This is a genomic window from Kordia sp. (assembly GCF_965224175.1).
Lineage (GTDB): Bacteria > Bacteroidota > Bacteroidia > Flavobacteriales > Flavobacteriaceae > Kordia.
Genome location: NZ_OZ245041.1, coordinates 3,716,134 through 3,730,239 on the forward strand (window position 1 = coordinate 3,716,134; position 14,106 = coordinate 3,730,239).

Genomic DNA, 14,106 nt, shown 5'->3' on the forward strand with positions numbered 1-14,106 from the left:
TATTTTCATGGTGATTTGTTTTTTAAAATGGCCAAGTAACATGCAATGGTTTAGACATCCATGGCAGTTTTATGATGGAAAATGAAAAGGGTGATTTCATCATTAAAACATCATAAGGTCTTTTTTCTACAGTAAGTTCCCAACGGTCTTCGGTTTCTCTCAAAATTCCATCTCGTACGAGCCAGTTTCCACGAAAACCGTTTATAGAGGTTTGACCAATTTCTGGCCAATAACTAATCGCTGCTTGTAGCATTCCTTCTATTAGCTGTTTTTGATCTTCAGTAATTTCTGTACTGTCTTTTACAGGTGTATTGGGAGAAAGACCTACTAACACTTTATTGAGTGTTAATAAAGATTCATCTGTTTGCGTAAGTCCAGTCACAATAAATTGTAAATAATGGATTGAGTCTAATTGTGCTTCATCAGAAATAAACGCATTATTTTCAGTTAGATCTAAGCGATCTAATAACATCAAAAAATAAGAGTTGAGCATGACTAAACCTGCGTTTGGAATTGCGACACCTTCTTCTGGGAATTCTCTTAATTCTGTTTCCATAAATGATTTCTTTTTGTTGTGATATTCTATGTTAGATTGATTGTGTTTTGATGGTTTTATAATTGATGAAATACTTGTATATGTTACCTGTAATGATGGCGGTAACATGGTTTTGATTGTATTGATAGCGTTGATGAAATCTTGTTGTTGAATGTGCTGTTTTCCGCAAGTTTCCCACAGCAATTCATTCCAAATATTTGTATGTGTTATCAAAGACCAATTGGAAGTTTGCCAAGCAGTGATTACTTTTTTGACGATTATTTCTTGTAAGCTTTTCGTTGAAATTCCTCGCATAGAAACAAATGCTATACTTTCATATAGTTTTTGCATATCCATAAGTTCTTTTCGCTGCGACGGATATAATTTTAATACAGCTTCAATGAAATTTTTGAAATGAATAGTTTGCACAAATTTGGTCAGTTGTACAGTTGAAATTTGCTGACTACGAATTGTTTTTAAGACAATTAATGGTTGTTGCTGTATCAATTCATTCACAATGCTTTGATAGGTATGTGCTTCTTGATGTTGAAACCATGTTGGAATTGAAAACCTAGTGATGAGGTGTTTACTTAATAATTCCAGTTTATTGTGCTCAACACAATGTGTAAGTGCTTCAGAAAGAGTAAATTCCTTGATTTCTGGAGTTGCTAACTCAAAGATTTGATGTCTTTCAACCAATACTGTTTTTAAAATTTCAGGTACTTTAAATCGGTTGTTTTGTATATGTTTTACAATGGTAATTTGATCTAATGTGGCAGTCTCAGAAAGTGTATCAAAAGAAATATTTACAAGTGTTTTCAATACTTTTTTTGCAGCGTGTTTTCGTTGAATTATCGCAATAGTTTGCTCCCAAAAAATAGTTTGTAATGTGATTATTGTTTGCGTATTTCCAAGTTGTTTGGCAATTACAAACAACATATGAATTGCTCTAAAAACAGCTGAATTTGAACTAGCAACATCATTTCCAATCAATACGATAAATTCCTCAAACTTGATGGTTTCTTTTAAGAAAGAAAGTTGTTTGCTAGAAGTAACCGTTTCTACAATAATGTTTCTGATATTTTTTGGAGAAGTTTCCAATCCCATGACAAACAATGTTGCAAAGGAGAAAGGTCTTTTAGAAATTTCAACAGTTGTGTTTGTAGCTTGTAAATTATCTTTTAAAACTTCAAATAATGTGTTCGTTTCAATTTGATACGGCTTGATGATAACTTCGTTTTTTTGTAATTTTTTTGTAGCACTATTTTTTGTTATCTCTGCTTTTTCAATGATAGTGTTTATAGCTGGAAATGTTTCTAAAACAGTAGCTTCAAACAATTGAGTAAATGCACGTTCATTACCTTGATAGCTTTGATAATGAACAAGTGATTGCCAAAAACAATCTTGTAAAATCACTTTGATTTGTGATGAACTAAATGTTGTTTTGGTTTCAGTAATTTGTTTTAAAAATTTAGCAATCAGACGTCCGCGAAGTTGTATGCCATTGGTAACTAAATACGAAATTATAGTAGTTTCATTGGCTTTGAATTTACTTGTCGTTGTCTTTTTTGATCGGACAAGTTGCGAAACATGTTTGGCGACTTCAACTTGCTTTTTAGCTTGTGTTGTAAGTTCTAGAATTACTTCAATTGTTGTTTGAGAAGTATATTTTTTATGTTGTGCTTGTATCGAAACAAATTCATGCGATGACCAAGCCAATGTGCGTATTTTTGGCGTATTCAGCACTAATTGAATCGCTTCTTTAACTGCTGTCGATGAAACTTTTAAAATATTTTGCTGCTGAATGAAATACTGTAATATATTGGTAAAGAAAGTGGCGGCATTTTGCGATTTGTATTTCCACAAAACTTCAAAGCCTGCAGACATCAATGCGTTTTTGATAGCACGCAATGCAGGTGCTTTTTTCGGATGTTTTGTAATTAGAATTTCAATAAGTTGCTTCACTTTTACTAAGACTGTAAAATTTTCTGGAGCGACTGCTTTTAAAAATCTTTCAGTTCCGTATGATGCAATCAAAGCTGTAATATGAATTGTGACTTTCTGTGTTTTTTCTACGGAAATAATTGCATTCCAGAAAGTAGTTGGTGAAGCCAAAATCCACTTTTGTACTATTTTTTCAAGTTCTAAAATTGTACTTGTAGCCGAAGTTGGTTGTTGAATTTCAGAAATGTACTTTGAAATGATATGTTGTATTTTTTTCTCTGAAGTGAATGCTTTTGCTGTTGCAATTTCTTTTTGATATAAGCTTTGTAAATCACTGTATAATGAAATAAAAGAAGTTTTCTTCTCGGTATTTGCAACGTTTGAAGCTACAAAATGATCTAAAATGACAAACTTACTTTGCTGTTGTTTGTGTGCTAATTTTTCTATGACGAAATCTAAAAAAGCAGTTTTACCAATAGAAGTATGTTGATGTGTGACACAAAACTCAATTCCAAAAGTATATACATCAAGAAGTTCAATTTTCACGGAAGAAGATTTGTGTAATTTTTCAAGAAAAGTAATCTCTGTTAAGATTTTTTTCGATTGAGAAGGCGCTAAAGCCACAAATAAACTTTCAATAGCTGCAGGAATTAAATCTTTCAACACCGCTTTCCAAACGCTTGGTTTTTGAGGAACGCTTAGTACAATTTTTTGAAAACGTGTTGTATCTAGCTTCGATAAATTAATCACCAATTCATTAAACTCATTCTTCTGTACATTGATACTTCTTGTGGTTGGAGAATTAAAATATAATTCAACTTTTTGCCAGAAGTTTTCTTTCTGTTTTTCTGTTTTTATACGAGAAAAAGATGTATTGTGAAGTTCTTCCGATAGTATATTTAAAATTGCGATAAAGCCTTTGTCTACTTGGAAATATTCATTGGCACGTCCAATAGCACTTTCAATCAATTCTATCATTGCATCGTATGAAATATTGAAATGACTAGCCATTTGTTCTATCGTATTTCGTACAAAAGCAACTCTATTAAAAATAGTTCCTCTATCCGTAAATAAATAATTCAAAATCCAAAGCCAAAGATTCTTTTTCAAATCATTAGTACTTGTCTGTACAATAGTTTCCTTTTCTTGAACCTTTACAAATTCTTTTGAAAAACTGATGATTTGTTGATGATTGTTTGGTTCTAATCCAGCAATAATTTTTTTGATGATCACATCTGAAAATTGCCAAGCAATTCGTTTACGAACATTCGCAGATATGCCAATTTCTTGAATCATATGAACAACATCCAAACGATTGTTGACCAATTGTGAACGCATGATTTCGGCAGCAGTTCCGTAAGTTTCTTGATAATTCCATGGTAATATTCCTTGTAATAGAAAATCACGTAGCACATTAATTTGCGCAATATCTTCATGAATAATTTCCAAAGTTTTATCTCCGTTTTTCGGATACATAATTAAGTCATACAATGCAGTTCGTAAAGCTTCTTCCAAGCGTAATGGAAGTTCACTCATCATGTTTTCATAAGTGATTGCGCCCAAGTCAATAGCGAGCTTCTTTATTTTTAGTGTTTGACCTTGTGGACAAATACTATCAAACACAGTATCAATAATTCGTTTCATCTTATACGAACTCCATGAGCTGATATCCATCTGCAATTGATGCGCGAGCCTTTTGGAATCGAAAGCTGTATTCCATTGGCAATGTGTGATGATATGTGCTCCTTGATTATGCATTAGTTGGCAACGTATTTTTTGAGATTTCTACAAGTTTAGTTACTAAGTTTCCTGCGTTTACAGTTAGTTTTTGTGCAGTTTGAGTCTTTTCTTCAGTGGTTTGATTGTTTACATTATAAATATTCGAGTTGTACCAGCTTACATACAGCGGAATTAGTGTTTGTAAATCGTCTGCATCAGCATACATTGGGTTTGCTGTAATTTGAATTGGCAATTGACTTTCCATAAAGTAGGAGAGACGATGTTGCCAATCTGTAGCTATAAGTTCTTTTATATAATTGGGGAAAATCCAAAACAATGTATTTTTCAAAAACGAATCTGTGATGTACATGGTGTTTTTTTCATTCCAATTAACACTTGCTGTCCATGAATTTGCTGTGTTTGGAATAGATATAAATGTGGCATCTTCTAACGTATTGCTATCTACTTGTGTAAGTGTATAATTAGCATTAATAGATGTCAAATAACTTGTAATGTCTTGTGACTTCATAGTATTCAACTTTGCTGAAAGTGTGATGAAATCGGTATAATTTAATATCGTATTTAAGCGATAATATATATTAGAAATTGAGCTTTCTTTAATGTATACTTGAAAACTTCCTGACTGTAATAGTACATTAGTTTCAATAGCAATCATTCCTTTTCGCTCAGTGATTAGCCATAAAACCATTTCGCTTTGTTGATATAAAAGTGAAAGTGCTTCTGCTGTTTCAGTTTCTGCATTTACATCAAGAATTCCTTGTATGAAGTTGACATAGAAAGGTTTTAATGTCAATAACATGCTTAATTTTAGAGAAATTGTAATATAGTCTAAACTGTCTTGTTGCGAAATTGCTTGTTCTTTGTCTATGCGAGTCACATCAAAAACACCATTGTTTTTATAGGCTTTTGTTAAAATGTTGTGTAACTCTTTTTTTGCACGATATTCAGCTTCGATATTGAAGATTTCTTGTTGTGTTGCATTTGGAATACTGGCAATTTTCAATTGTAAATCAGCCAAAGTTTCCAAAGTATTTACGCTCAATAATGAATCAATAAGTTCTGTAGTAATTTCAAGGATATAATCATTTAATTTAGAAGCACCAATACTATTGTAAGCCTTTGTGCGATTGTATGATAAAGGTGTTAAGTTTTGCAAATACACACTTTTAATAATTACGGCATCTTTCAATATATCTCCAGAATATACAGTTCCGTACACAAGCGTATCAATGATTAAAGGCGATTCTCCATGTCTTGCCAATAAATGATCTAGTAAATCATTTCTACGTTGCAAATTCACAGTATCTTCTTCATTAAATACCAATAAACCATACATATAAGAGTTGTATGGATCTTCTTTATAGGCTAACCAATTTTTGTGCGCTATTGTAGTTGATGATTCTGAATTTGTACCGAATTTAAAAATGCTATTATTGCGTAAAAGTGATTCCACATCAGGAACACTTTCATACAGCGCTTGGTAAAAATAAGTAGGTGAAAAAACTTCAAACGGAACAGGATATTTTGGATTTACCTTTTCCGAAGGTGTTTTAGTGCTATTGTAACTTTCTAAGTCTGCAGGATTTCCTGTGATAGAATTTTGAAAGGAAAATAACTTGTCAATATTTGCTAATTGAGCAAACTGATTACTCAACATCTGATCAAATAAACTCAAGTATCCTTTTAATTGTCGCGATTGTGCTATTTGAAACGCTGGCATACTGCTATTCGTAGCACTTTCTCCGACAGCATATGCTGCTGGAAATGTATGTTGAATAGAATAATAACTTGTAATATCTCGGTATTTTCCTGTTGGAAGTTTTGGAGCGATTTGCACAGCGGCTACTTCATTAATTTGTGTACTTTCTTGTTGCATGTTTGCCAACTCATCAATCAATGAAGTATTTAGCGAAGTATTCAATTCTTTTCCTTGCGTGCTTACGTGTAAGCTTGAAACATCTGCTTTTTTTAAGAATGATTTTGAAAAATTAAAGCTTAAAATTTCACTTTTTATACAAGATGCAGTTGTTGTTGGTGTATCGTCTGCATACGTAAATGAAATCCCAGAAATAGATTGTACGCCATCAATTTCGCGAATCAATTGTGTAATTTCAAAAGCTTGAATGATATCTTTTTTTGGTTGAATACTTTCAGAAGAAATCCAGCCGTTTTTTAAACTAGGACCATTAAAAATTTCATTAGTAGTTTCTCCTGAAGCTTTCAATTTGTCATAACCTGTTTGTACAACATTTGGAAAAATATAATCCGTAATAGATTGTATGATTTTTGGGAGAATCGAATTTAAATCATAACCAGAGTCCAGTACAAGATTTCCACTAATGGTATATTCTTTAGGAGTAAGTATTTGTGGTTGTAAAAACAATTCACTCACATTTCTACAACTATTTAATAAGAAAAATGTATCATCTTCAGGCGAATCAATCACTGATGGATTATCATAATTAGGATTCAGTAATAAATACACATTATATACGCCACTCACAAAAGGAAATGACAAGGTTGTTGGTACAATTACTACGTTCTTTACACTTGGAATTTGATCAATAACATATTTTATATAATCATTAATTGTTACAGGTGAACTTGTTAAAATATTTTGTGGTAAATAGAATTGATTGTCAACTGTTAAGTCACCATTTTCTTTTGTCAAAATATCTTTTATGGAAAAATTTCCACAATAGCCAAGTTCCGTAAAGGCATAGCAGAGTTGCTCCAAAATAGTCACACCAGGATCACTAGGATTTAAATTGGTCCATTCGGTGTTGCTATGTGCTTGGATATAGGCAAAACCTTGAGATTTCAGCGCTTTAAAATCAAGCTCCAAAGGAAGTTGCATATCTGCTATGTAGTTTTCCTGTGTCATAAATGATACTTGATTTTACTGTTCTTTGTCAAATTATTTAAAGATGGAACTAGGATAATTCCATCTTTGGCAACCACTTCTTGCGTGCTATCTTGATAACTAATTTCTCCTGTGGTAAAATTTTTAGTTCCTAGTTGAAATGAAATACTATTCACTTCTAAAATGCTATCATATGTATTTATAAAAGCTACAAGTTGCGCAGTGTTTAGCCCAGTGTCGATGGTAATTTGCGATTGCGCACTTGTAATCCAAGGCGCCAGAAAAATATTGATTCCGTCATTGACTTCTTTTGCAACGGTAGTTACGTCTTCATCGCTTTGTACCTCAATGTCGGCTGTAATTTGCACGTAGTTCAATTCAAAATTTTCCACAGAAACGTTTAGGAAAGATGAAACACGTTGCGCAATATATTTTTGAATGTCTACTTCATAACATTCACTCAACAATGGCACAAAAGCATTGGTGTCACTAGCTTCTGCAACTCTTTTGATGACATAGGTATATACTTGATTTGTTGTTTTTTTATAAATTGATTTTGAATAGTACACTTCCGAAAATGCCAATCGGATGGTATTAAAAAAATCTTCTGTAGTTACCAATCGATCTTTTGTTTTCAATCGTGTACTTACTCGTGAATTCATCTGCGCATTTGTTTCTGCGGCTTTTCCACCAAAAGAAGCAAAAGGTTGTACAGTTGTTGAAATTTCAGGAATGGCAGTTTGTGGTGTTGTAATTACATTTGCAGCGATTTGTGGCGTTGTTAACGAAAAATCGTTCTTTGTTACAATGCGTTGTAATGCAAATCCGTTGGTTTTTAAAAAAGATGTTTCAGGGAAACTATCAGGATTATTTTCAGTGCCTATGGCAATCCAATAGTTTGCTCCAGCAATAGTATCGTGTATTGTTGTAATGTCGTCAGGAATGTTGATTTTGATGATTCCTGAACATGTAAAGTTATTTGTGCTGTCTGCAATTGAAGTCAATTTTTTCCAACCACTTGTACTTAAATACGAATATGTTAGTTGTTTGGTAGTGAGTATCTTTTCTGTGTATGTTCGAGCCAATTCAAAATAAAAACTTACTTCTGCAGGTACGATTATATCTTGTAATTCTAAAAATAATTGTCCTTTAGAAGCAAATGTTGGTACTAACGGTAAAGCTGTCAATGGAGTAATTTCTCCATTTGTGTTTCTTATAGGAGAACATCCAATAGTCGTATTTTCTGTGATGATTTTTTCGTCTGTATTTGTAGTATCATACACTTTGTAATTAGCAAAAGGAGTATTGTAAAAACACTGCAACGGATAGCTTTCTTCATTTGTTGAAAAATCGTAACTCACAGAAGCAGTATAGTTCCCTTCAAAAACACTAACCATAGGAACAAATGGAATGTTTGGAGAAGAAACTAACTTCTGATCATCTTTAGGATCTTTGATTTTTGCGGCAATAATTTCTGCATTAAACAAAGCAATTGCAGCAACTACTTTTGCATAGATGTCTGTTCCAAAACCATCGCTTGGTTCAGATAGTTTCATTTTTAAAAATCCAGTTGTTGTTTTGTCTGTAAGCTGTAATAGTTTTTGTTGTAATGTTGGATCAACAGTAGCTGCATCAAGATTGATTCCTGTAAACTCAAAGGTTCGTGATGAAGGAATTATTGTGAGGTCTGTCGTAGACGAAAAAAATAAATCTTTCTCTGTACTCGAAGAAACAGTATTGCCATTATCTATACTATCAAAATCTTCCCACAAACCATTTTGCAAAAGCTGAAAATCAACTAAAAAAGCAGTATTGTAAAATGTAAGTTTATCTGTCTGTGTTTCCAATCCAATTTGATCCCCTTTTTTAAAGAGTCCAGTGAATTTTTGCAATAAAGATTGTTTTTCCTGAATGTTAGTGCTGAGTGCATTGTTTTCTACATCAGTAATTTTTTGAGAAACTGTAGTTTGTGTAGTCTCAATCTCTTTTGAAATATCTGTTTCTGCTTTATTTGCAGCATCTGTATCTATTTCATTACTATCTTGGAAACTTTTGATTAAGGTATTTTGAATGTCCAGAATTGCGGTCAACATGTCATTGTTTAATGAAACAATATCGGTAACAAGCGGATCTGCTAAATCTTCTTTTTTCTGAAGTTTTGTTGTTTGCTTATTAACCATGTTTGTAAGTGTTGTTTGATTCTGTTGAATTAAACTAACAGCATCATTCACATTACTTTTTTGTGGTATTTTTTTAAATAATCGTTCTTCAGATTTGGATATTTCTTTATATAAAGATTCTTGTAAACTTTTTACTTTTTTTATGAACGCCTCCAGTTCATTTACATAAATTACAGTACCCGAATATTCACCATTTAAGTAGTTGTTATATTCATTATAATAAGTAGCAAAGTCAAAGTTTGGAGCAAACGGATTCCACGTCAATGTAAACTCAATGTCTTGTATTGGTTTGCTGAATGCTTCTGCACTTCCTACCATGAAATTTTGATTCACTTTAGGTGCTGAACCTAGCAATTGAAAAGGTTTTTTAGGATTGAGTTGTCCGAAATCGTTGTACAACTGAAAATCTTGTAAACCTTCTATAGCAACATCAATTGACATTGTTTTAATTTGTGGTGGAGAAGCTAAATTTTCAAATTCAGAGAATAGCATTTTAAATAAAGGCCATTCGCAAGCGTATCCATCTGGATTTTTGGTAAATGCTGCAATTACTGGATCGGTTTGATGTAGTGTAATCGTTAATTTTACATCACGATCAATTGTCATTGGTAACTTATAACTTGGTGTTGTAAAATTGATAGTGATTTGCTTCTTTGGAATTTCAAACCAAGCTTTTTCAGTACTCAAATAGAAGGTTGTTTTCTCTTGAATAATAGCAGCAAACGTTGAGCTTGAAAGTGTGAGATTTAATGTAATTTCTCTTGAAGTTGCTTCTGTTAAGTAAAACATTGGCGAACCAAAAGCGATTGCCATAGTATTGCTAACTTTTTCTTTAGGCAATTGTGAACCAAAAGTTTTCCAAGTTTTAATCGCGCCAGCTTCATCTTTTGTAACAGCATTTACAGGTGGTAATTTTTCCAAATACAACTCTGAATGATAGGTGTCTACAATTGTTTGCGAAAGCGTGTATGCATTTACAATTTTAGCAGGATTTAGGGAAGTTTTTTTAGTAGTTTCAAATAAAATAGGTTGCTTATTTGCATCAACACCTGCAGTGAAAATAGTTTTTTGTGGCAACTGAAACGTAGTGGTCTTCTTTGCCAAATTACTACTAGCATACACACAATCTGGAACGACACTGTTAGGTGCTTGTTTTAAAATATCTTTATAATAAAAATTTAAATGTTTGGTTGATAGTGAATTGAGTTGGTTTTGGTAAATTTTTAGTAAACTCGTAAAAGTTCTAAGTAAAATAGTATCTGGAAAATGACTAGGAACATTTTGCAAGGTTTTCAATTCTGTATCAGCGTATGAAATGCATTTACTAAAAAAGGCAAATACTTTTTTTCCTGTAGCATACAAAGACGTATATAAATCATCTTGCGTAAGATTTTCAATATAAAAACATTGTTCGTTAGGCACCTGATCACATGGAGTTGTAGGTAAACCTAATACAGTCCAATAGGGAGATTCTCCTTTTCTTACATTCCAAATTTTTGGATCGTAGTTTTCATATGTGCTACTATCTACAGTTTGAATTCCAGGTATATTTGGAGTGACTTTAGGATTTTTTTCATAGGCATAGAGTTGTTTTCGTAAGGCTATTAAAGACCAAAAAATCAATCCATACGTATCTTTTACACTATGTACGATATACGTTTTCAAGTTGTATTCTAAACTTGATTCTTGCATATAATGTGTCCATCGTTCCATCATTTGAAATACCAAACTCAGTTGATCAAATAATTGATTGAAGCCGTTTGATATAAACTTGACACTAGAATTTTGCGTGATGGCATTTTTTAATTGTAAACATGTGTTGACAAACAAAGAATATGTTTTCTGAAAAGAAGTCTTAGCTATAGAAGCGACTAAAAAAACAGGATCTTTTAGTAAAAAAGGAGACCAATTCCCATTAATGGTATTTGTTTGATCGTAAAAATTAAACAACGTAGCAAAGTCAGCAAGCAGGCGTAAATTGTCAGTTTCCGTTCTGCCATCTACCAAACTAGCACTTGGCACTAAAGCTTTCTCTAGTGCTATCATTGCGTTATGTTGATCAAATTGACTCATGTACTTATTGTTGTAAATTGGTTCCTTCTTTTATGTAAAAAGGATACACGTAATTGTGTCTTGTGTTGGTTTGATTGTAGATGTATTTGATGGTTACTTCTACCAAACCATTTTGTAAATCGGCAAAAGCAACATCTACCGATATTACTTTTATTCTGGGTTCATTATTTAGCAGCGCTGTTTTTACGGCTTCTCTAATTTCACCTTGTAATGTTGGACGCATTTCTTTAAAGAAAAACTTTTGTAATCCTGAACCGAATTGCGCTGAAAATGGGCGTTCACCAAAGGTGGTTTGCATGATCAAATTGATCATTTCATTAATATTAGTTTCATACTTTGTGAGTTTCAGTTGATGATTTTCCTTAGAAAATGTCACAGGAAATGACCAACCTGAACCGAGAAACTCTTTTTGTATGTTTGTTGTTCTATCCACCGATCATTACTGTAAAATCTCCTAAAACAATCGATCCGCCATGTGCGGTTGTATCGCCCATTCTTGCTGCGGGCATTCCGCCAATCATTACGGTTGCAGATCCTTTTACAATAGAATCTGGCGGTCCAACACATACGAGCATATCACCAACGCGTGCGGCTGGCAATTTGCCAATTAGAACTGTTGGTTCTCCTGGACCAATTACAGGTCCGCCCACATGTGGAATAGGAGGAACGCCCGGTGTTACCATTGGACATTCGTGAAAATCGGTTAATCTTGCTGCTGGTGGCATATTTTTGTTTTTTTAGCTGTTAATTTTGAAGTAAAAAGGTTGTTGAGAAATTTACTAAGACCCAACACCTAATTCCTATTTTGTTTCAAAGTACTTCTCGATACAATTTTCTATCTATTTCGATTGCTCGATATGATATAAAATCACTCGAAGTGACGTTTAGTTGTTTGTGTTTTTATTTGAGCTAAAAAGATTATCAAGAAACTTACTAATCTCTAATCCCAAAGACCCAACACCTAAATCCTACCTAGTTAATCATCACCATGGCTCCTTTGATGGTGGTTTCTGTTCCACCTTGAAGCGAAGCTGTCATGCTTCCTTCGGCAGAATACTGCATTTGTGCGGTTTCTTTGATGTTTAACCCTTTAATTTGAACATCGCCGCCAGAAGATTCAATCGTAACTCCTGTATCTCCTTTTAGTGTGAGATTTTGTGAAGCTTGTACGGTAATGTCTTTATCACTTTTTATGGTAATTCCACTTTCCGACATCACAATATTATTATTGTTTTGATCTTTAATCGTGATTTCTTTGTCTTGATCGCTGAAAATGGCTGTATTTTTACTCGGAGTTTCTAGCGTAAGTACTTTATTTTCATCATCAAACTTAATGTTGATTCCAGATTTAGATACAAATGCTTTGATCGTATTGTTTTCGTTTGGATCTAAACCATCAAAAGGTTTGTTTTTGTCAGCGCTGTACATACTTCCTAAGATGATTGGATAACGTGGATCTTCATTCAAAAATCCAACAACTACTTCATCTCCAACTTCAGGCATAAAGAATGTTCCTGCGCCAGAAGTTGAATAGAAATTGGTTAATCGTGCCCACAATCCTTCACCATTTGGATCAAATAGCGGAATGTCTACTAATACACGATATTGATTGTCTGGATCTTCATACATTTTTTTTACGGTAGCATTGAATAATCCTTGTGCACCAGGTAATAATCCAGAAGCTGGTGGCGCCATTACATCTGGTTCTTCCGTAAACCAAATAGGAGACAAGCCTACTGAAACTTCCGTAACCCAGTTTCCATGGCCAATAACATGATGTACATTAGAAATGATATGATCGCCATTAAAACGATCGCCCAATCCTGCTAATGTGATGTATTTTCCAGGATCGACTAAATTACTTCCTTGAAATTTTACGTCTCCTTGAATTTTTGAGTATGCACTTTTTACCAAAGCGGATTTTGACCAATTGGTTAAATCAGATGCTTCTAGTGGAGCTGTACTTTGCAAAGCATAATCAGAAAGTCCCACAACTTCCGATAGTTTTTTAGAAGATAAATTTCCTGGACCTGCGTAACTTACGTTGGCTTCTCCTGAAGCGGTTTTTTGTTGTGTAAAATCCCAAGAAGTTCCTTTTGCGGTACCTAATTGTGTTACAGAGTTTAAGGAAGCATTGAATTCCAATAAATTGTTTCCATATGCAATTTCTAAGACAGAAGTTGTATCATTATCTGGTGGAAATACGGAAACTTTTCCGTTGAGCGTCGTCACAATCATTCCATTTGTTTCGGCACGCGCCAATAAAAAATCCCAATCGGTAGTGTAATATTGTACCTGTTCTGGCCATTCTTTAGAGGTTGCAGTTACATCCGCAGACAATCCGTAGTTTCCAATAATAGAACTCATAATGTCGCTGTCTTTTTGTTTTGAATACGTCAAACTTTTGCGACCCACAATCATTTTTACAGCTTTATCTCTACACTCAACAACTAGAACAGAACCTTGACTTCCATGAATACGAATACTTTGTTTGGTAATAATTCCTTCAAAAATGGTTTCGTTTTTAGAATCGTATCCTGCTTCAATAGTAATTGTATTTCCTGGAACAAATGTACTTGAGGAACTTGCTTCAAAAGTTTCATCCGCTGGATTTCCATCAATGATTACAACTTTTGCAATCGATATTCTGTTGACACCTTTTTCAACTTCAACAGACATTACGTCCATTGCATCTGGAATATTACTTCCGTTGGTTTTGATATCAAATGTGACTAATCCGCCACTGGTAATGTTTGTTGATGCACTCATAT

At 33.4% G+C, this 14,106-nt stretch carries 6 protein-coding genes; all 6 read right to left on the reverse strand.

Annotated features, from left to right (window positions below; all coding sequences use genetic code 11):
* Positions 1-22: 22 nt before the first annotated feature.
* Positions 23-4,237 carry a contractile injection system tape measure protein gene (locus tag ACOQOS_RS16100; protein WP_420571494.1) on the reverse strand — a complete coding sequence of 1,405 codons (4,215 nt, stop codon included), beginning with the start codon at positions 4,235-4,237 and terminating at the stop codon, positions 23-25.
* Entirely contained in the window at positions 4,230-7,103 is a 2,874-nt protein-coding gene (locus tag ACOQOS_RS16105) for a hypothetical protein (protein ID WP_420571495.1), read from the reverse strand. Before ACOQOS_RS16105 ends, ACOQOS_RS16100 begins: the two co-directional genes overlap by 8 nt.
* On the reverse strand, positions 7,100-11,335 hold the full coding sequence (locus ACOQOS_RS16110; RefSeq protein WP_420571496.1) for a hypothetical protein: 4,236 nt from the start codon (positions 11,333-11,335) through the stop codon (positions 7,100-7,102). The genes ACOQOS_RS16105 and ACOQOS_RS16110 overlap by 4 nt, the downstream gene beginning before the upstream one ends.
* Before the next feature lie 4 nt (positions 11,336-11,339).
* Positions 11,340-11,768: a GPW/gp25 family protein gene (locus tag ACOQOS_RS16115; protein ID WP_420571497.1), complete on the reverse strand. Its 429-nt coding sequence runs from the start codon at positions 11,766-11,768 to the stop codon at positions 11,340-11,342.
* The gene (locus ACOQOS_RS16120) at positions 11,761-12,060 is read right to left on the reverse strand and encodes a PAAR domain-containing protein (RefSeq protein ID WP_420571498.1); all 300 of its coding nucleotides are present in this window, start codon (positions 12,058-12,060) and stop codon (positions 11,761-11,763) included. The genes ACOQOS_RS16115 and ACOQOS_RS16120 overlap by 8 nt, the downstream gene beginning before the upstream one ends.
* A gap of 247 nt (positions 12,061-12,307) precedes the next feature.
* Positions 12,308-14,104 (reverse strand): type VI secretion system tip protein VgrG, encoded by a 1,797-nt coding sequence (gene vgrG, locus ACOQOS_RS16125; RefSeq protein WP_420571499.1) that lies wholly within the window; start codon positions 14,102-14,104, stop codon positions 12,308-12,310.
* Between the last annotated feature and the right edge of the window lie 2 nt (positions 14,105-14,106).